Origin of the sequence: Deferribacter desulfuricans SSM1, from assembly GCF_000010985.1 — a bacterium.
Taxonomy (GTDB): domain Bacteria; phylum Chrysiogenota; class Deferribacteres; order Deferribacterales; family Deferribacteraceae; genus Deferribacter; species Deferribacter desulfuricans.
Genome location: NC_013939.1, coordinates 1,004,155 through 1,024,994, shown reverse-complemented (window position 1 = coordinate 1,024,994; position 20,840 = coordinate 1,004,155). Strand labels below are relative to the sequence as shown.

The window sequence follows — 20,840 nt, the reverse complement described above, 5'->3', positions numbered from 1 at the left end:
TCTACTCCTTCAAATAGTTTTTCATCAAATCATAATCTAAACTATAATTAAAAATATCATCTTTATCAAGAAATCGTTGCTGGATTAATTCTGCAAACTTCTTCTCTATAGGGATGTAGTCACTAGAACCTTTAACTTGAGAATTAATATTTAATACTGCTCCATCAATAATAAATCTTTTCATTTTTAAACTCATTTTTAAATACTCATACAAATATAATTTCTTATTTGAATGCTTTAAATTTACTAGTCTTTGAGCAATGCATAATCTCAAAACATTGGCAAATCTCTCTTTGATTGAAACATCTTTCAACACTTCGATCATCGAGATTATATAACTTATTGCACTTGTTATATCCGGTGTATCTACAGCCATAAATACTTTTTTCCCAGCTTCGGCCATTTGTAATACATATAAAAAATCTTTATAATTTTTAACTGAACTCACAAATATTAAATTGGCATTTATGATATTATCCAACAAAACTGCCTCACTCAATGAATCCACATCATTCCCAATTTCAATCTGCATAATAAAAGAATTGTCATGAGATAAGTCGTACAAAATAAACTCATCAAGAAACAGTATTACTTTATTGATATTTTTACTAAAGTAGTTAGCCAAAGATGACATAAAAGTCGTTTTTCCATGACCTATTGGAGATGCTATAATATATAAGCCTCCCCTAAGGGAAATCAACTCTTTTAAAACTGTAGGATCTAAATCAAAATCCATAATATCAGGAATATGCTTACTAATAGGATTTAGAATCAAGCTGTATTTATTTTTCTGCTTTAAGATAGAACAAATATAATTTTTACCATTTAACTCTAAGCTAAATTTTATCAAATTATCATTTATTAACTTTTTTTTATTTATATCAGAAACATGCTCTTTAATAAACTTTAGAATTTCAGAGTGTTTTATTATTTTATAATCTATTTTGTAAATAGAATTACTTTTTTTTATCAACGGCTGAGAACTGTCTACAAACATAATTTGATTATATTCTGACTCCAAATCATCAATTAATGAAATTAAATCAGAAATACCTATATCATAAGTACCATATTTTTCTAAAACATATTTTCTAAAACTTTTAAAATGGTAATCTTTTAATCCATACGGGAAATTTTGGAAATCTGATAATATTTTTTTAACCACATTATCTGGTAAAAGATAAGGGACAACTTTACACCCTGCTTCAAATTCTATATCGTTCAAGCTATTTAATATTGCAAAATTAGAAAAACCTACCAAAAGCTTATCATCTTTTTTTTCTATAGGGATTATTCCCTTTTCAAAAACAGTCTTTAAGGACAAATAATTTTGAGTTTCTTTTGCAATAATAAATTCATCTTTATCAAACTTTTTTACATTATATTGTTCAGCTAAAAACGTATAAAACTTTTCTTCATCTATAAAACCCAATTTTACCAATATATATCCAAGTTTTTCACCAGTAAGTGATTGTCTTTTTAACGCAAGATCAAGTTGATTCTTAGTAATCACCCCTTTTTCTACTAAAAGCTCACCAATTTTTTTAGCCATATTATCACCACCTATAAAATTTATATTTTATTTTAACATAAATCAAAGGATAAAACAATTACAGCTACAAATGTTTTTCAAAAATTTTGGCTAAAAAATACAAATAACAATTTTATTGATGTATTATCTTTCTTAGTTTACTATAATATAAAAACGTGGAGGTAAAAATGATACCTGTAATTTCAATTGTAGGAAGTTCTGATTGTGGGAAAACAACATTAATAGAAAAACTATTAAAAATATTCAAAGAAAAAAATTATAAAGTTGCAACTATAAAACACGACGTTCACGGTTTTAACATTGATAGAGAGGGTAAAGATACCTATAGACATAAACAAGCTGGAGCATATTCTGTGGTAATTTCATCCCCATGGCAATATGCATTAATCTCTGATGTAGAAAATGAACTGTCCTTAGATGACCTAATCTTCAAACTTGATTTAGATATAGATCTAGTTTTAACAGAAGGTTTTAAAAGTGCAAATAAACCAAAAATAGAAATCTTTAGAAAAGGACACTCAAAAGAACTTTTATGTAAAAATAACCCCACATTAATTGGTGTAGCCACCGATGATCCTGAAAATCCTGAATTAATGAATATAAAAAATATCTTCAACTTAAACAATCCTGAAGAAATAGCACAATTCTTAATTGAACACTATATAAACAAAAAAAAGAGAAATATTCAGATAACAGTGGATGGTGTGCCTGTTCATATGAAAGATTTTGTTGCTGATATTGTCTCATCCACAATTACTTCAATGATAAAGGCACTAAAAGGGTGCGAAAACGCAAAAAATATAAAAATAAATATCAAAGATGAATAATTTTACAGACTTATACGATGCTTTTAAAATAATAGATTCACTAACAATTAAAAGAAATTATCATTTAATCAATATAGAAAATGCATTTGGTAAAGTTTCATATAAAGATATATATGCACCAATATCTATTCCAGAATATAATATATCTAAAATGGATGGTTATGCAGTAAACTCCTCAATCTGCGATTTTACAAAACCTTTTCAAATAATTGGTGAAATCTTTGCTGGTGAAGAAATCAAATACAATTTAAAAGAAAATGAAGCTTATAAGGTTGCTACTGGAGCTAAATTATCGCACAATATAGATAAAGTTATTCCTATAGAAAATAGTTATAAAAAAGATGGAAACCTATTTTTGATTAAACAAGATAAAAACTTTATTCAACCTAAAGGTTCACTAATAAAAGAAGGGGAAAAAATATTAAGCAAAGGGGATATTATTGACCATAGAATAATAGAACTTTTAGCAAGTCTTAGAATAAACTGCATTGAAACATTCAAACCGATTAGAATAGGGATAATCTCAACAGGCTCAGAATTAACAGAGCTTTTTGCCAATTCTAACAATACCTTAAACAGTAATTATTATATGATTTTTTCCTTTCTTAAAAACTTTGATACAGAGGTAACATACCTTGGTATAGAAAAAGATGATTTTAATGCAATAAAAAGTAAAATTGAATCATCGATAAACGAGTATGATATTTTAATTACTATTGGTGGGACCGGTTTCAGCAAAGCTGACCTTATCATTGACATAATCAACTCTTTGAAAGGAAAGATACTTATAAACGGAATTAACGCAAGTCCAGGTAAAACTTTTAAATTAGCAACCCTTGAAAATAAACCTATTTTTATAATACCCGGTAATCCACAATCTGCAATAGTTTGCACTGAGCTATTTATAGGCTTCTTTCTAAGGGGTATTTCAAGAAAAAATCTACTTATTAAAATCCCTGTGAATTTCTCATTAATAAAAAAAAGGGGGTTTTATAAAATTATTAAAACAATAACAACTGTTGAGAGTAATCAACTTTTAAACTATGATTTATACCAGAAAAAAAGTAAGGGTTTTAGAAGTTTAACTATAATTGATAAGGATATTGAAAATTTAAAAGAGGGTGATTTATGCGATACATTCTTATTATTCTATCTTTAATATTATTTAGCAACAATTTATTTGCTTCACACAGAATAAATGATGTGGTTTTAGCAATACAAAAAATTGAAAAGTCTGTTGTAAATATCAGGACAGAAAAGATAATAAAAAAAAGTTATAACCCTTTTTTTAATGATCCATTTTTTGATGACTTTTTTGGATTTGAAAGAACTTATAAAACACAAAGTTTAGGTTCAGGTTTTTTTGTTGATAATAATATAATTGTAACTAACTATCATGTAATTGAAGCAGCCAATAAAATTTTCATTATCCCCTTTGACAACAACCAATATGAGGCACAATTAATCGGTGGAGATAAATTATTAGATATAGCTTTATTGAAGATAAATACAGATAAAAAATTTCCAAGTGTCAAATTGGGTGATAGTAACCATCTCTATTTAGGAGAAACCGTAATAGCAATGGGAAACCCTTATGGGCTCAGTAATTCTGTAACAACAGGTGTTATAAGTAATACAAAAAGGATAATAAAATCTTCCGATGGGTTTTCTATTTTTATACAAACAGATGCATTAATCAATCCCGGAAACAGTGGTGGCCCGCTGATAAATCTTGATGCAGAAGTAATAGGTATCAACTCTGCTATTTACAGAGAAGCTCAAGGGATAGGGTTTTCTACACCTATCAATGTATTAAAAAGAATTAAACCTGAGATTCTAAAATATAAAAAAATCAGAAGAGGCTTTTTAGGTATTCTTTTTGAAGAAAATGAAGATAAAGGGTTGGTTATCTCAAGGGTTGAAAAAAACAGTATAGCTTATAAAACTGGCATAAGAAAAGGTGATATACTTTACTCTATAGAAGAAATACCGGTATCAAACAAAAAAGCACTAAATTATATTTTAAGGAGTTATCCACCAAATTCAAAAATAAAAATTGTTATCAAACGAAAAAACGAGCTTCTCACATCATCAATAAAGTTAACAGAATATCCAAAAAATTATGGTTTAAAAATTTTATCAGAAGTTTATGGTTTAAAATTTAAAAGAAAAGGGGAATATATCGTCGTAACTCATACAAATATACCAGCTTATATTAAAAAGGGAGATGTTCTTTTAAAAATAAATGATAAAGATATACAAAATCTTAATGAATTAAATACTGCAATTATAAATAATTTTTATGGAGAAATAAGAATCTCTCTTTATAGGAAAGGAGCAGTTTTTACAATTTTGTTAACTTTATAGATTGAAAAATATCTCTATTTATTTTATACATCCTAAAATCTTTGTGGAGGAGCAATGAAAGCGGCATACTTAGTTTTGGAAGATGGAACAGTTTTTAAAGGGGCAAGTTTTGGTGCAAATGGTGAAGTTGAGGGAGAGGTTGTTTTTAATACATCTATGACTGGATATCAAGAAATACTCACAGACCCTTCATACTATGGTCAAATGGTATGTATGACTTACCCTTTAATAGGTAATTATGGTGTAAATGAAGAAGATTTTGAGTCTAATAGACCTTATGTCACAGCTTTTATTGTAAAAGAGTATTCAAAAACTTATTCCAATTATAGAGCTACAACATCACTTAGTAATTTTCTAAAAAAATATAACATCATAGGGATTGAAGGTATTGATACAAGAAAACTTGTTAGGCATATAAGAGAAAGAGGCTCTATGAATGCTATTATTTCTACTGAAACAGGAGACATAGATTATTTAAAGGAAAAAGCTAAAAATATCCCTTCAATCGTTGGAAAAGACCTTGTTCAGTATGTAAGCACGAAAAAACCTTATGAATGGACACAAGGTAGTTGGATTTTAGGAAAAGGTTACTACACCCCTGAATCTTTTGATCTACATATTGTTGCTATAGATTTTGGAATAAAGCGAAATATATTAAGGTATTTTGTAGATAACGGATGTAAAGTTACAGTTGTACCAGCAAACACAAAATTTGAGGATATAGAAAAATTAAATCCTGATGGTATATTTTTATCAAATGGTCCTGGTGATCCAGAGCCAATAAGTTATGGAATTGATATTGCCAAAAAAGCTGTTGAAAAATACCCAGTATTTGGAATATGCTTAGGAAACCAAATTCTTTCAATAGCTTTAGGTGGTAAAACTTATAAACTCAAATTTGGACATCATGGCGGGAACCAACCAGTTATGGATTTAGATACTAAAAAAGTGGAAATCACTGCTCAAAACCACTGTTTTGCTGTAGATATAGATTCATTATCAGATATAGTTGAAGTAACACATATTAATCTGAATGACAAAACGGTTGAAGGGGTAAGACATAAAACAAAGCCAGTATTTGCTGTTCAATATCACCCAGAAAATAGCCCTGGCCCACATGATGCAATATATCTGTTTAAGAGGTTTGTAGATTTAATTAAAAGTTGTAAATAAAATCTAAATGAATTTCAAAACGAAAAAATTATTAAATTTTTTTATTCTATTGATTTTTGTCATTTTCATTATTACCTTTTTAATATCATTCTGGATATACAAATGTGAAAATTTTATAAATAATACTTATATAACTACTGAAATAAAAATTGAAAAAAATGAAAATGTATCCAGAACTTATGATAAAGTTTTCAAATATCTAAAAACACCAATTTTCTTTAAAAAATATCTGATTTTAATGTACGATTTTGCATCAAATAGAAAGTATGGTTATTATAAATTTACCAATAAAAATATAAAATCCGTACTAAGTGATTTAAAAAATGGTAACACATTAAAAACAAAGGTTACCATACCTGAAGGTTTTAATATATATCAGATAGCCTCTACATTAGAGAAAAGTAAAATAATAAGTTATCATGATTTTATAAATACAGCTACAAATAACGAAATAATAGTGAAAATTACAGGTAAAAGTTATAAAACATTAGAAGGTTTTTTATACCCAGAAACATACTTTTTCCAATATGATGAAACTCCTATAAATATAATAAAAGCAATGTATAAAGAGTTTACAAATAAACTTCCAAGTAATTTTACAGAAAAAGTAAAAGAGAATGGCTTAACTTTTTATGAAGGGTTAATATTAGCATCAATTATTCAAAAAGAAACCTACATAGATGCAGAATACCCTCTCATAGCTTCTGTATTTTATAACAGATTAAACCGTCATATGCCATTACAATCCGATCCAACTGTAATTTATGGAATTTTTCAAAAATTTAATGGTAACTTGCAAAAAAGACACCTAAAAGACAAAAATAACCCTTACAATACTTACATATATAAAGGATTACCTCCAACTCCAATATGTAATCCATCTATCAATGCATTAAAAGCGGTAATGTATCCAGCAAAAACCGATTATTTGTATTTTGTTGCAGATAAAAACGGTAAGCATCATTTTAGCAAAACTTATAACGAGCACAGACGCAAAGTCTATAAATACCAAATATTAAGAAAATAAGACTTTTTTTGTATAATTTATCTTGACAAATTTAAAACAATTCTAAATAATATATATATGAACGTTTAAGGAGGTAAACTATGGCAATAGGAGAATTTGTAAAATCAGCAGATTTTAAAAATGAAAAACACGTTCCAGTTATTGAATTACCAGAGAAAATTGAAGCAGGTAAAGAATTTGTAGTTAATGTTTCAGTGGGTAAAGAGATAGCACATCCAAACACAACTGAGCACTTTATTGGTTGGATTGCATTATACTTTAAGCCTGAAAATGGAAATGTTTACAATTTAGGTAGAGCAGAGTTTACTGCTCATGGTGAATCAACTGAAGGCGCAAACAAAGGGCCAGCATTTACCGAGCCATCTGCACTCTTTAAAGTAAAACTAAATCAGCCAGGTAAACTTGTAGCTGTTAGCTACTGTAATATTCACGGTTTATGGGAAAGCGAAGTAGAAGTAAAATTTTAAGATATGTAACTTTTTGAGTTGCTTTAATAATTCTCGCAATGACTACATTATGCTGTGGTCATTGCGAGGAGCTTTTGCTCTGAAGCAATCTCACTTTTATTTATATAATAACGATATAAGATTTTTGCATAATGTTTTTTTAATATATCTAGTGTTTCCCCTGCACCTAAATTATAACTCTTTCAACCCCATTAAAAACTGTAAACCCTTTTAACGATGTTAACCCAATCATAGTAATATTAGCATTCTTTGCAATTTCTAATCCCAATTTACTTGTGGCAGTTCTTGATACAACTATTGGAATTTTGGCTCTTACACACTTCAGCATCATTTCAGAAGTAAGCCTACCAGTAGTTAAAACAACACCATCAAATGATCTTTTATTGAGTAAAACTGCACCAATTACCTTATCAATTGTATTATGCCTCCCCACATCCTCACAAGTAAACTCAAACCCATCACTACCAAAATAATATGCTTTATGAACACACCTCGTAAAAGTATGCAACTTTGATTCTGCCTCTAATCTTTTAAACATTTCTAAAATCTGTTTTGCCGTTATTTTAAAATCAGTACTAATTTTCTCAAAATCGCTATATGTTTTTTCTAATACTTTTCCGCCACCACATCCTGAAGTAACAGTCCATTTTTCATCCTTAAATTCAAAATCTAAGTTTTTTAAGTATATATAAATATTTTTATTTTCGCACATTCTATAATCTTTGATATCATCAACACTATCAATTATTTTTGATGTAAACAAAAAACCGTAAACAAACTCTTTTTCAAGTTGAGGTACTAGCATCACAGAAGTAAATTTTTTACCATTTATAAAGATAGTGTACTTCTCTTCACGAATCAGATATCTTTCTTCATCAACAAAACAACTTTCTTTTGCTATAAATTTTTTGACATCATATTTCCAAGCCAGACTTTTGGGCAATCTCTTTTGCTCGCTCATAATCCTCTCTTGTATTTATATTTAAAAAACTTAGCATCTCTTTATCATACTCTAAAATAAATTCCAAATTGTCTAAATAAAAAACATTTAAATCATCATAAATATCTAACAATCTGTAAACCCCTTTTTCAAAATAAAACTCAAGTATTTTCAAAGAACTTTTCTTATAAAAGCCAAAAAGTGTATATATCTTACCATCAATAACAGGCAACAATACATCGCCATTTTTAATAAGTTTATACATCTCTTTTACAAGATTTATATTTATGAAAGGAGAATCTGCAGAAACAACAAAAAGAGTATCATACTTACATTTTTTAAGTCCTGTTATTATGCCTACAAGTGGACATTGCTGTTCATACTCATCATCTACAAACCTACAAGATTCCACATTAAAATCAAATTTTGAGGAATCCTTACTAATTATTAAAACATCATCAGAAATTCTACATAGTTTTTCAGCCAGAATCTCAGTAAAAGATTTACCGTTAATTTTAGCCAACGTCTTATCGCTTCCAAATCTTCTGCTCTGTCCACCTGCTAAAATAGCACAACTAAAATTGGACACTTTCAACTCGTTACAGGAATAATCTTCACAAAATCATTAAAAATAGACTCTTTATCTTTATAAAATCGTTCAGCGAAACTTCTCAATTTTTCGTTATAAGTATCATCAATATCAACATCTTTAAAAGTATTAATAAAATCTTCTATCTCATTATTCAAAAATATCTTATCTTCATCTGTTAAATAATCAATCTTCATTACCCCTATACCAAGTTGGTTATCTCTAATATTCCCTCTGATATAAGCTGCTCCAGCTGTCATTCCGCTACAAATGTAATATCCCATTGGATTTTCCATTTCCACCACATTTAACACAATACCAATACCACCTTGGGCATATTCCATAAAATAATCACCCATCCCTTTTTCAGCCCCTACACCAAAAATTGCAACGGGTGGTTTTCTTTCATTTAACCTCTTCTCAAAAGTTTTGAGAAACTGCCCCCAATTCATTTTCTTTCTTAAACTTCTTCTCTTCTGGTATCTAAGTAAAAGTTCATTTAAAATACTCTCTTTGTCCCAATCATTATATTTAGAAAGATCTAGCTCTGCCCATTCCTTTGGCAATCCTGCTTTCATTAATAATAAATTTCTAACTCCACCACTTTTAGCTACCCTAAACTTTCCACTAACAGAATAAGCAGCAAATAAATCTCCAACCTCACCTGCAATATTTATCTCCTTTGGATTTGAAGTATTTGCAACCCCTACATGAGCATTAGCTGGTATAGAAGTTTTATGGCTTTTATTTGGTAACACATTTATTTTAACATCTTTCACAAATGCAAATGCATGATTACCAACTAAACCTCTAACTGTAATCTCATCACAGTTGATACCTGTTCCTATCAGTCTCTGCCCTACCACATTATCTAATAAAAACTTTTTAACCCCTTTTTCTGCTGCCAATTTCATAATTAAATTCAAAGTTCTACTATCAATTTCAAACACTCCAACATCAATTTTTAAATAGTCACCTTCTATTTTAGACAAAATATTTTCTATCAAATCCTTATTCTCTTCATAAACAACTTTATAAGTTTTGAAAACTTTATGCTTTCTTTCTTTAATAGAAACCTTTGGCAACTGCTTAAATATTTCTGTTTTACCAAAAGTTTCAAAAAGTAAAGGATCATTTCCATGATATCTGAATCTTCTTGCACCAACTACATCAGCATGCGAGCTCATACCCAAACCTGCTGCCAAACCTTCCATATCTTTTTGAAACGACCTTACCATATTTACAATACCTTCTGCAGCAATACCAGGATCAATCCTATCACCATACTGTCTTGATGTGATACCCCATGCACACTGACCTGTATGACATCGCTGGCACAAAGTACAACCAAGGGGGTGCAAAGTCCTCATCCCCATCCCTACAAAATCTGCTCCAGCAAGAAGCACAAGAAAAGCATGAAAACTATCAAGAACTCCACCTTCAGCAATAATAGATACTTGCTCTCTAAGCCCTTCTTCTCGCAAAGCAATATCTGCAGTATGTGTTAAATAAACCACATTCAACCCTCTATTTTGTAAATCCACCAAATGTGCAGCACCCGTTGAACCATCACCCGCTTTAATAGTAATGTAATCAAAACCAGCCTTAGCAAGAGCAACCACAATCTCTTTAAAATTCCAAGCAGTTCCATAAACATCTGCACCAATTAGCTTGTGATCACCCAAAAGTGCTCTTAAAGATTCTACCCTCATAGGTAGTTCTTCAATCGAATACTGAAGATGCTGAGGGTTGGGAGCTGTTAAATTCCTCAATGCTTCAACACATCTCAAAAGTGCAATTTCAATATCATTTTTTTTAGCCTGTAGTCTTCCACCTTTCCCTTTTTTTGCATCTTGACCATATTTCATTGAAAAACCAGCAAATTTATCCAACTCTACCCAAGGTCCATATCCACCTGAGCCAAATTGCAAAATACAATATTTAGCGGCAGGCATCATATCTGGATGTAAATAGCCTTCACCTGTAAAAAATGGCCTTCCAAGTTTAATGCTTGCAATTAATCTTGCTAAAAAAGCTTCATGACTATTTGAACCATAACTCATATGTACATCAAAAATTGGAGTCTCACATTTAAATCTAGCCTCCCTTTTTCCAAGATACATATCGTCAAATTTACCAGCATACTCATGTAAATGGTCTCTTTGAGGACTTAAAATCTCTGCAGCATCTATCAACCAATCATTAGAAAGCTTTGATTTTTGCGCTCCAAGATGAGCACTACTAAGCATTGAGTCCCCTTCTGCTCGTTTGAGACAGTTGTTTATTATCGTAGAATCAGTTAGTTCTACACCAATATCGTGATAATCCGGGTTCTTAAAAACTTTTATTGCCCTCTGAGGGCACATTTTTACACATCGCTTGCAATTACAACACTCATCGGGATTTATCCAAAGTATCTTTTCTACAAGATGTATTTTATCTTCATCATCCACCAATACACGATTCCCTTCGCTATCATAATAAACTGTTTCCATCCTAAAAACACCAAATTCGCTATTTGGATTTTTTAAATTATGAGTACACGCATCAACACATCTGCTACAAAAAACACACCCTCTTCCAGGCTCTTCCTCATCAGATGTTACTTTAACCCAATATTTTGAACCTTTTGCATAAATTCCTGTTTCTAAAGGTTCTATGTATTTTATAGATTTTTTAATTATCATCTCTTTTTTAATCATTGGTCATTCTCCATGAATAGTCCAATTTTTTTAATTTTTTATTTTTTACTTGAAAAGCTACAACTTTTCCTGCTGCTGGATCATATACTCTATCAAGCTGTTCTTCCATAAAATAAGCTGCTGACACTACAGCTCTCTGTTCACTACCTAAAAAAGCCACCTTTTCATTAAACCCTATACTAAAAGGTCTAAGATGATCCCTATCGGTAAATCCTAAAACATAATCTTTTACTAATACAATAGCTGTAGCCGGGCCACTCATTTTCATCCTGCGAAGGTATGGATCATTTACAGTTTTAAAATACTTTTCTCTTTTTTCTTCATCCATCTCTTCAATCTCTTGTGGAAATTTTCTGCATAATGTCCACTCTATTTCCTCAATGGAATAACCACTATTCAATAGGTAATCCACCTCTAAAAAAATAGCTTCTGAGTCTGTGCCTACATGCAAATCAACTCCTAACTGCTCAAGAGCTAAAGCATTAGATTTATCACTTGACAAGTGCCCATTGTGAATACCCGCAACCTCTCCAAAAGATATAGGTTGAGGACCCCACCAGAGTCCTCTCCCTTGGCTAGTTGGCCATCTAAGATGAATTAAACAACCATCATAGAACCAATCTTCATACTGCTCAAGTTCATAAATTTTTATTGTATCCAAAAGCTCAAAAGCTGTTAAAAAAGTGCCATTTTCTTTAGAAGATGAAAAAATTCTGGCATCATCCATAAACGTTTTATTAAACAGTGTGACATGCTTTCTTATATATCGATAATCATCATCTATTCTCTCTCTAAATAACATCTCCTCTTTTGTTGGGGGCATCACAAAATATCGTTTAATTATTGGTAAATCATACTCAAAGTAAAATTTCTTTTTTACTAAATCCTGAGAATCCAAGATGTGAACTCCCCAATCCTCTATCACCTCTTCCAACTCTCTCACTTTACTCTGATCCCTAAACATTATATGAAAAACATAAAAATCATTATCTTTGTAAATCCCCTTTAATGTAACACCCGCACCAGCTCTCCCTCTATATTGCAAACACATAGCAGCTTTAAGTAAAGGTGAAAGTTTAAAATCACCAAATGCAGAAATAAGGCCGCACGCACCTAATGGTAAGCCTTTTTCACCACCAGAAAATTCTTCGATAGATATTCTATTCTTTATCATTATCTACCCCTTTAAGCTCATTTATACTCTTATACTGCTGAGTCACATAATCAAAATTGTCTGAATCCTCTTCAATTACGCTAAGTGCAGATCTTGGACAGGCTTCAACACTTTTAAATGTACTGCTATTTATCTTATCCTTAACAAATGTATAAAAACAAGCATCGTGTTCTGGTTCCCATTCTACTTCATGTTTTGCAATAGAACCATCAGAATACCTATAACACCAATCACACTGAATACATATCCCACAGAAAAAACACCTGTTAGCAAAAAGAACTGCTGTATCTTCATCAACCGTTTTTACAATTTCATTAAAATTAAATTTTCTATCCTCAAAATCCAATTTTTCTTCAATTAATCGATGTGATTTTTCAAAATATTTCAGATTCAAAGTATTATAATAGGCAATTTCTCTCTTCTTATCCTCTTTAAACTTTATATTTAAAAACTTTAAAATCTCATTAGATGTTTTTCTGGCAAGCCCAACTGCTCTTACAACCATACCAGTATCTTCTACAGCACCACTTGCAGCATCACCAGCAATAAATACCTTTTCTGTCATTTCTTCAGGAAGATCACCACATATAATTTTAGGATATTCAATAGTAAATTTTTCCCCGACAAAATGAAGATCAGGCTCATCACCAATAGCAAGAACAATTTTATCAAATTCAAAAACTCTAAAATCATCTTTTACCGGTATTGGACGTCTCCTTCCACTATCATCAACAGGGCCCAATTTCATCTTTTGAAAAGTGACTCTCAGCTTGTTACTTTCAGTAGATTTTTCTATTTTGACTGGTTGTAGGAGAAACTCAAATTTCACCCCTTCTTTTTTAGATTCTTCCACTTCACCAGGATGAGCTGTCATCTCATCCATAGTACGTCGATACAATATTGTTGGAATACCTTTAAGTTTAACTGCGACCCTTGCTACATCGAATGCCGTATAGCCGCCACCAATAATTCCAATAGTTTCACCTTCTCTAACTGGATTTTCACCATCAATATTAATTTTCCTTAAAAACTCTATACCATGATGAACACCTTCTAAACTCTCACCTTCAATATTTAACTTAAATGGTTTATGAGCACCTGTTGCTACTACCACAGCATCATACTCACTAACAAAATTATAAAATTTTGTCTTATTAACATTTTCATTACAATAAATTTTAACTCCCAAATCTAAAATAAACTTTAATTCTTTATCAAATATCTCCATTGGATACCTATATCTAGGAATCCCTTCAACTAATAAACCACCTGGAGTTTTATGTTTTTCATAAACATCTACATTAACCCCATATTGTGCCAAAAAATAAGCAACTGACAAACCTGCAGGGCCAGAACCTATCACAGCGACATTCTTCCCAGAGTTTTTATCTACATACTTTCTAGGCTTTAACCCTTTATTATACCCCCAGTCAGCAACAAACCTTTCTAAAGCTTTTATATCAACAGGCATATCAAACTTTGCCCTATTACAAGCTGTTTCACATGGATGATCACAGAATCTACCACAACCGCCTGAAAATGGATTAGTTTCCTTTAAAACATAAAACGCTTCTTCAAATCGCCTTAACGAAACTAAGTGTAAGAATCTTGGGATATCATTTTCTGCAGGACAACCACTATTACCTAGATGATCTTTACTATAACAGGGACTTTTTTTATTAATATAAATGGGATACAATCTCTTCAATTTTACCTCCACCTAATTTGGCTAAAAATTATAATTGAGGATGTTGCATAACGCTCTAATTAAATGAGAATGCTTTAGTAATATTTGTTACCCCATAATGAACACAAAACACAGTCATTGCGAGCGTTAGCGAAGCAATCTGAGATGCTTAAGCAATTATTATTGTGCAACACCCTCAACATCTTAATATTGATTTTAACATAAAATTTTTAAAATTTAAATAAATTTAAAATCAATTTTTGTCAACATAAAACTTTTGATTATTAGCTACAACCCTATTATTTTCTTATTTTTTTAAGTATTTTACAACATTTTCATAATTATATGAGTTAAAAATCATATTTTTATGTAATGCGCCTTTTCGTGCAATATTTACACCATATTTCAAATCATTAAATCCATCTATTCCATGAGCATCAGGATTGATAGATACTTTTAAATTATATTTATGAACATACTCAATTTTTCTCCAATCAATATCAAGCCTGTAAGGATTAGCATTAAGCTCAACGATCACACCATTGTCTCTACAAACCTTATATACATCATCTTCATCGAACTGATACCCTTCTCTAGATAACAATAGTCTACCTGTAGGATGCCCAAACATTGTAACATGTTTATTACTAAGTGCCTTTATAAGTCGCCTGGTCATTTCAGATTTTGATAAATAAAAATGCGAATGTACACTAGCTATTACAAAATCGTATTTACATAATAGCTCATCACTAAAATCTAAACTCCCATCAGCTAAAATATCACACTCAATACCCTTTAAAAAACAGGTATTATTCTCTGCGTTAAACATCTCTATTTTTTCAAGCTGCAATAATGCCCTTTCCTCATCAAGCCCATTTGCTATATAAGAAGATTTGCTATGATCTGAAATACCTATATATTCATATCCAAATTTATCTGCCACTTCTTTTAAGTCTTCTAATTTTAGTAATCCATCTGAATCTACTGTATGAACATGGAATACCCCTCTGATATCTGACAAATTAACAAGTTTTTCTTCACTAATATCAATCCCAGAAAATTCATAATACCCTTCTCTTAACTCTGGAATTATATATGGCAAATCTAACAACTCATAAATTTCCTTTTCTGATTTAATATTTATCTTTTCTGCACCTCTAAAAATACCATATTCATTGATTTTAAACCCTTTTTCTTTAGCTTTCATCCTCAAAACTTCATTATGCTCTTTGCTCCCTGTAAAATGATGTAGCATGGTTACAAAATTTTCAGCATTTGCAATTCTTAAATCCACATTTATATTTCTAAACAAACACCTTATAAATTTATCTCCAAACTCAATAACCTCTATCCCACTTTCAGCAAAATACTTTCTAATATTTTCTAAAGTAGTAACATTATCAATTAATAAGATAAGGTCTATATCTTTTACAATTTCCTTTTTTCTTCTCAAACTGCCCGCAAATTCCACATCACAAACACCATCAATTTTTGAAACCGTTTGCTTAAAATCGTTAGCTATCAGCTCCACTTCAAAAAACAGCTTTTTCCCTTTGTGCTTTTTATAATACTCTAAACCTTTTAAAATCATATCCTGAGTTTTACCTCCAAACCCTTTAAGCAACTTAATACGATTTTCTTTACAAGCATATTCAAGCTCACCAATAGAGTTTATATTTAATTCTCTATGTAACCTATAAGCTTTTTTAGGCCCTAATCCAGGGATTTTTGTCATCTCGATTAAAATTTTGGGAGTTTCCTCTTTTAATTTTTCAAGAGAATCTAATGAACCTGTATTAACAATCTCAATAATTTTCTTTGCTATAGCCTTCCCCACACCCTTTATTTTCTCTAAATTTCCACCATTTTGAATATACTCAACTATATCAAAATCAAGCCCTCTTATTATTCTAGCAGCTTTACGATATGCGACTACTTTAAAAGGGTCATCGTTATTTAATTCTAGATAATCTGCATACTCATCAAAAATAGATGCTATATGTTCATTTCTCATTTTTTAATTCATACTGATTTATTTTCTTATGAAGATATGTTCTTTCAATCTGCAGCATTTTCGCTGCTTTTGAAATATTCCAGTCTGCACTTTTTAAAACTTTTAATATATAATTTTTTTCAAAAAGCTCCTTTGCAGCCTTTAATGGCAACCCCATACTGATAACTTCCATTTCATCATTTTTAACACCTTTTAAAAAACCAGGTGCATCATTTACTTTTAAAACATCACTTTCAGATAAAACAATCATACGCTCAACAGTGTTTTTTAGTTGTCTAACGTTACCAGGCCAATCATAATTAATAAACAATTCCATTAAATCATCAGATACCTTTTTAACATTTAACCCATTATTATAACATGATTCTTTAACAAAAAACTCTACGAGTAGAGGGATATCAACCTTTCTCTCTCTTAAAGGTGGCACATGTATGGGAACAACATTTATACGATAATATAAGTCTTTCCTGAAATTACCTTTCTCAATTTCCTCTTCAATATTTTTGTTCGTTGCTGAAATAAGTCTAAAGTCAGATTTTATTAAATCATTACCGCCTAATCTTGTGAATTCAAATGTTTCCAACACTCTCAGCAATTTGGCCTGCATCATTAAATCCATATCGCCTATTTCATCCAAAAACAGAGTTCCTTTATCAGCCAATTCAATTTTACCTATCTTTTTTGATACAGCTCCAGTAAAAGCCCCTTTCTCATAACCAAACATTTCGCTTTCAATCAACTCTGAAGGAACAGCAGAACAGTTTAACTCTACAAATCTATTATTAGACCTTTTACTTAATAAATGAATCAACCTAGCCACATGCTCTTTACCTGTACCATTTTCACCAGTTATCATTACCCATGCATTTGTCGGAGCTATCTTTTCTATCCTCTTTTTTAAATTGACAATCTTATCACTAATACCAATTAATTCATATCGTTTGAGCAAGTCAAATTTAGTTTCTCTCAAATCCCTTTCTAATGATATTTTATCATTAATATGCTTTAAAATTAAAATAATCCTATCCAGCGACAAAGGTTTTTCCAAAAAATCATAAGCACCATGTTTTATAGACTCAACAGCATTTTCAATATTTCCGTGTCCACTAATCATTATAATTTCTATTTCAGGAAAATATTTTTTAATCTCTTTTAACCCCTCGTTTCCATCTTTATCAGGTAACCAAATATCCAAGAATAAAACATCATAGAGTTCATTTTTTAGTTTGTTAAAGCCATCGTTAAACGTTAAAGCGAAATCTGCCTTAAAACCCTCATCTTCGACAATATCTTTTATCGTTTCACATATATTTCGTTCATCATCTATTATTAAAACCTTCATATTTTACTCCAGCTTCTTTTATTAAACTTTATTCTAAAAAGGGTAAATATACCCACTTCACTTTCAACCTCAATTAACCCATCATGTTCTTCTACAATCTTTTTAACTATTGCTAAACCCAATCCTGTACCACCTACTCTTTTACTAAAATATGGTAAGAATATCTTTTGTAAATCTTCACTATCAATCCCTACGCCATTGTCTTTAATAGACAGATATAAATATTTGTCATCTTCTTCTAATTTAACAGTAACTTTCCCTTTATCTGAGTCAATTGCACTAATAGAGTTTTGTATTAAATTATGCAAAAGTCTTTTTATCTGAGAAAGATCACCATACATCATTTTTACACCTTGGTTTTGAAATCTAAATTCAAATAAAGGTTTTGAAGTTTTATAAAAATCTATAACCTCTTTTACAAGTTCATCCAAATTAAAATACCTTTTATTTATAGCTGGCATCCTTGCAAATTCATTAAATTCGTTAATCATTTTGTATAAATCGTTAACTTCGTCTATTATTGTTCTCAGACTTTTTAAGACTGTTTCAGGGATATCTTCAAACTCTTCATTTAACTTTTTCAGAACTCTTTCAGCATTAAGTTTAATTGGAGTAAGAGGGTTCTTAATCTCGTGAGCAATTCTACTTGCTATCTCTTTCCATATTTCATATTTTTTTGCTGTCAAAATATCTGTTATGTCATCGATGAAAACAATTATATTATCCGGCTCATTATGACTTAAATACACCTTAGAAAAGGTAAACGACAATGTCTTTGTTCCATCATTTATATCATAATCCTTTTGAAAAACCAATGACATTTCATTACTTTCGTAAAAAAACTTTTTTAAAATATCGATTAATTCATCCCACCATTTAATATCACTATCTAAAAGTATCTTTGCACTATCATTACACTTTAAAATGTTTAATTTTTCATCAAATAAAAATATAGCTGATTTAGTATTTTTAAAAATAACATCAATGTACTGATTATCTCGAAAAATCTGTTTATACATTTTATCAAGCTCTTCATTCTTTTTGCTCAGCTGTTCTGTATGCTCTTTCAATCTTTTAGCCATTTCATTAAATGACCTTATTAAAACTCTGAGTTCGTAATCTCCCATTTCATCCAATGTTACATCTAAGTTTCCAGAAGAAATAGATTTAGAAGCATCAGCAAGAGCATTTAAAGGCTCAGTAATATTTCTTGAAAAAACAATACTCCCCCAAATACCTGCTAAAGCTACAAGTAGTGTCATCAAAATCAATAAAATTTTATATGAATTTTTGATAGGCTCAGCAAAAAATTTAATTTGACTATAATTTCTATAAGAGTCCATTATTTTCGAAACTTTAGAAGCCTGATCAGGTGGAACTATTTTATATACAAAAAGTGCACCTAATATAATTTTATCGGAAGTCTTAGCAGCAACAGGAACACCTACCCAATATATTTGATTTTCACCAAAAAACTCGTATTTTGCAATTTGTTTTACCTGAGTAACTATTTCATTCACAATATCTTTACTAACAATAAAATTGATATAATATTTTTTATCATTTGCTAAAATTCTATTACCCTCTTTATTATAAACAGCAACACCATCAATCCTATTATTTTGTAAATATTCGTCCACAAACTTGTTTAATTCATCATAATTTCTCTGCAATAAAAAACCCTTTGTAGTCACTAACTTAGATAATATCAGAGTTTGCTCTACAAGGTCTTGCTCAAGTTGATTTTGATATTTTTGCATCAAATCAACAGAGCTTTTTAATGCAAGCTCAACCTGACTATCAAACCATTTGTTTATGCTATTATTAATAATGCTTATAGAAAATATAAATACAATAGATACAGGTATAACGCTTAGAATAATTGAAAAAATAACTAGCTTACTTTGCAAAGATGCCCCAAAAACACCTTTACTACGACTAAAAAATATTTTTGCAAGATTTCTAAATATAACAATCAATAAAGCTAACAGTAAAACAATATTTATGTTAATCAACAAAAAAATAGTAATATTTGATGTTAAAGGGTAATCAAAATTAACAAGCTTTGAGCTAACTAAGTAATTTAAGAAAATTACTAATATTAATATGATTAGATAATAGATTATCTTTTTTTTCTTAGGGTTACCATTTTTTAACATCAAGCCAGGCCTAAATCAATGCATACCTGCCTAACTATATTGGCTGAAATAGTTTCAGATTTTTGCAAATACCCCTCAAAAAGAGCATTATCGCATATCGTATTAATAAGCCTTGGAATTCCTTTGCTACTTTCATAAATTATAGGTATAGAAGCCTCTTCAAAAATTTCTTTATCACCACCAGCTATATTTAATCTATGATAAATATAATTTCTTGTTTCTTCTAAATCTAAAGGCTGTAAAGTTAATCTCATAGCAACTCTTTGAAACAAAGGTTCGTCAAGCTTTAAGTTTTCATTTAACTCAGGTAAACCAAAAAGAACAAAATTTATCATTTTGCCAGATTCGTCTTCAAAATTCAACAACCCCCTAATCTCTTCCATAACCTCTTTTTTCGTAAGCATCTGCGCTTCGTCAATAATTATAACAACATTTTTACCTGTATCAGATATTTCAGAAATCTTTTGAAAAAGTCTTGCAACCATTTCTGGCTTTTCAGACGGAATATCCTTAACACCAAGTTGCATACATAATTTTTTTAAAAACCACTCAGAGCTTACTTCTGAATGAACCACCACAATAAATAATACTTCATAAAGCACTGGATCTATATCTTCATAAAATAACCTAGCTATAGTAGTTTTACCAGTACCGATAGGTCCCAGCACAAGCCCCAAACCTTTTTTCTCTTCAATTAAGTACTGAAGTTTCAACAAAGCCTTCACATGATGTTTCGATTTATAGAAATATTTTAAATCAGGAGAGTTATTAAAAGGCAATTCTTTTAAATTATAAAACTCTTTAACCCCCATTCAAACAC

Annotated in this window: 16 protein-coding genes; 6 read left to right on the top strand and 10 right to left on the bottom strand. The window is 30.3% G+C overall.

Annotated elements, in window-relative coordinates; genetic code table 11:
• Position 1: 1 nt before the first annotated feature.
• A complete protein-coding gene (locus tag DEFDS_RS05145) occupies positions 2-1,552 on the bottom strand; it encodes a hypothetical protein (protein ID WP_013007742.1) in 1,551 nt (516 codons plus the stop codon).
• 167 nt (positions 1,553-1,719) lie between these two features.
• On the opposite strand from DEFDS_RS05145, the gene mobB reads away from it, so the two are divergent.
• The 6 genes from mobB to DEFDS_RS05115 all read left to right on the top strand — a co-directional run bounded on the left by mobB (position 1,720) and on the right by DEFDS_RS05115 (position 7,413).
• Complete coding sequence (mobB, locus tag DEFDS_RS05140) at positions 1,720-2,379, top strand: molybdopterin-guanine dinucleotide biosynthesis protein B (RefSeq protein WP_013007741.1); 660 nt, start codon at positions 1,720-1,722, stop codon at positions 2,377-2,379.
• Complete coding sequence (locus DEFDS_RS05135; protein ID WP_013007740.1) at positions 2,372-3,538, top strand: molybdopterin molybdotransferase MoeA; 1,167 nt, start codon at positions 2,372-2,374, stop codon at positions 3,536-3,538. The genes mobB and DEFDS_RS05135 overlap by 8 nt, the downstream gene beginning before the upstream one ends.
• Positions 3,508-4,746 carry a trypsin-like peptidase domain-containing protein gene (locus DEFDS_RS05130; protein WP_013007739.1) on the top strand — a complete coding sequence of 413 codons (1,239 nt, stop codon included), beginning with the start codon at positions 3,508-3,510 and terminating at the stop codon, positions 4,744-4,746. Before DEFDS_RS05135 ends, DEFDS_RS05130 begins: the two co-directional genes overlap by 31 nt.
• A gap of 54 nt (positions 4,747-4,800) precedes the next feature.
• A complete protein-coding gene (gene carA / locus DEFDS_RS05125) occupies positions 4,801-5,919 on the top strand; it encodes a glutamine-hydrolyzing carbamoyl-phosphate synthase small subunit (RefSeq protein WP_013007738.1) in 1,119 nt (372 codons plus the stop codon).
• A 7-nt stretch (positions 5,920-5,926) separates the two neighbouring features.
• Entirely contained in the window at positions 5,927-6,946 is a 1,020-nt protein-coding gene (mltG, locus tag DEFDS_RS05120) for an endolytic transglycosylase MltG (RefSeq protein WP_013007737.1), read from the top strand.
• Between the two features lie 80 nt (positions 6,947-7,026).
• Entirely contained in the window at positions 7,027-7,413 is a 387-nt protein-coding gene (locus DEFDS_RS05115; RefSeq protein WP_013007736.1) for a class II SORL domain-containing protein, read from the top strand.
• Between the two features lie 166 nt (positions 7,414-7,579).
• On the opposite strand, the gene fdhD is transcribed toward DEFDS_RS05115, so the two are convergent.
• From fdhD to DEFDS_RS05070, 9 genes are all read right to left on the bottom strand, one after another.
• Positions 7,580-8,374: a formate dehydrogenase accessory sulfurtransferase FdhD gene (gene fdhD / locus DEFDS_RS05110; protein WP_013007735.1), complete on the bottom strand. Its 795-nt coding sequence runs from the start codon at positions 8,372-8,374 to the stop codon at positions 7,580-7,582.
• Positions 8,328-8,942: a molybdenum cofactor guanylyltransferase gene (locus DEFDS_RS05105; protein WP_013007734.1), complete on the bottom strand. Its 615-nt coding sequence runs from the start codon at positions 8,940-8,942 to the stop codon at positions 8,328-8,330. The genes fdhD and DEFDS_RS05105 overlap by 47 nt, the downstream gene beginning before the upstream one ends.
• 2 nt (positions 8,943-8,944) lie before the next feature.
• Positions 8,945-11,644: a glutamate synthase-related protein gene (locus DEFDS_RS05100; RefSeq protein WP_013007733.1), complete on the bottom strand. Its 2,700-nt coding sequence runs from the start codon at positions 11,642-11,644 to the stop codon at positions 8,945-8,947.
• Positions 11,637-12,818 carry a hypothetical protein gene (locus DEFDS_RS05095; RefSeq protein ID WP_013007732.1) on the bottom strand — a complete coding sequence of 394 codons (1,182 nt, stop codon included), beginning with the start codon at positions 12,816-12,818 and terminating at the stop codon, positions 11,637-11,639. Before DEFDS_RS05095 ends, DEFDS_RS05100 begins: the two co-directional genes overlap by 8 nt.
• Complete coding sequence (locus DEFDS_RS05090; RefSeq protein WP_013007731.1) at positions 12,805-14,526, bottom strand: FAD-dependent oxidoreductase; 1,722 nt, start codon at positions 14,524-14,526, stop codon at positions 12,805-12,807. Before DEFDS_RS05090 ends, DEFDS_RS05095 begins: the two co-directional genes overlap by 14 nt.
• Before the next feature lie 286 nt (positions 14,527-14,812).
• Positions 14,813-16,519, bottom strand: a complete 1,707-nt coding sequence (gene polX, locus DEFDS_RS05085; RefSeq protein WP_013007730.1) for a DNA polymerase/3'-5' exonuclease PolX — start codon at positions 16,517-16,519, stop codon at positions 14,813-14,815.
• Positions 16,509-17,861 (bottom strand): sigma-54-dependent transcriptional regulator, encoded by a 1,353-nt coding sequence (locus tag DEFDS_RS05080; RefSeq protein ID WP_013007729.1) that lies wholly within the window; start codon positions 17,859-17,861, stop codon positions 16,509-16,511. Before DEFDS_RS05080 ends, polX begins: the two co-directional genes overlap by 11 nt.
• Positions 17,858-20,020: an ATP-binding protein gene (locus DEFDS_RS05075; protein WP_041223630.1), complete on the bottom strand. Its 2,163-nt coding sequence runs from the start codon at positions 20,018-20,020 to the stop codon at positions 17,858-17,860. Before DEFDS_RS05075 ends, DEFDS_RS05080 begins: the two co-directional genes overlap by 4 nt.
• Positions 20,020-20,832 (bottom strand): ExeA family protein, encoded by an 813-nt coding sequence (locus tag DEFDS_RS05070; protein ID WP_013007727.1) that lies wholly within the window; start codon positions 20,830-20,832, stop codon positions 20,020-20,022. Before DEFDS_RS05070 ends, DEFDS_RS05075 begins: the two co-directional genes overlap by 1 nt.
• Between the last annotated feature and the right edge of the window lie 8 nt (positions 20,833-20,840).

Excerpts from the sequence above, each read along its gene's own strand:
- DEFDS_RS05145 (WP_013007742.1), bottom strand. The coding sequence starts at position 1,552 with ATGGCTAAAAAAATTGGTGAGCTTTTAGTAGAAAAAGGGGTGATTACT.
- mobB (WP_013007741.1), top strand. The coding sequence starts at position 1,720 with ATGATACCTGTAATTTCAATTGTAGGAAGTTCTGATTGTGGGAAAACA.
- DEFDS_RS05135 (WP_013007740.1), top strand. The coding sequence starts at position 2,372 with ATGAATAATTTTACAGACTTATACGATGCTTTTAAAATAATAGATTCA.
- DEFDS_RS05130 (WP_013007739.1), top strand. The coding sequence starts at position 3,508 with ATGCGATACATTCTTATTATTCTATCTTTAATATTATTTAGCAACAAT.
- carA (WP_013007738.1), top strand. The coding sequence starts at position 4,801 with ATGAAAGCGGCATACTTAGTTTTGGAAGATGGAACAGTTTTTAAAGGG.
- mltG (WP_013007737.1), top strand. The coding sequence starts at position 5,927 with ATGAATTTCAAAACGAAAAAATTATTAAATTTTTTTATTCTATTGATT.
- DEFDS_RS05115 (WP_013007736.1), top strand. The coding sequence starts at position 7,027 with ATGGCAATAGGAGAATTTGTAAAATCAGCAGATTTTAAAAATGAAAAA.
- fdhD (WP_013007735.1), bottom strand. The coding sequence starts at position 8,374 with ATGAGCGAGCAAAAGAGATTGCCCAAAAGTCTGGCTTGGAAATATGAT.
- DEFDS_RS05100 (WP_013007733.1), bottom strand. The coding sequence starts at position 11,644 with ATGATTAAAAAAGAGATGATAATTAAAAAATCTATAAAATACATAGAA.
- DEFDS_RS05095 (WP_013007732.1), bottom strand. The coding sequence starts at position 12,818 with ATGATAAAGAATAGAATATCTATCGAAGAATTTTCTGGTGGTGAAAAA.
- polX (WP_013007730.1), bottom strand. The coding sequence starts at position 16,519 with ATGAGAAATGAACATATAGCATCTATTTTTGATGAGTATGCAGATTAT.
- DEFDS_RS05080 (WP_013007729.1), bottom strand. The coding sequence starts at position 17,861 with ATGAAGGTTTTAATAATAGATGATGAACGAAATATATGTGAAACGATA.
- DEFDS_RS05075 (WP_041223630.1), bottom strand. The coding sequence starts at position 20,020 with ATGTTAAAAAATGGTAACCCTAAGAAAAAAAAGATAATCTATTATCTA.
- DEFDS_RS05070 (WP_013007727.1), bottom strand. The coding sequence starts at position 20,832 with ATGGGGGTTAAAGAGTTTTATAATTTAAAAGAATTGCCTTTTAATAAC.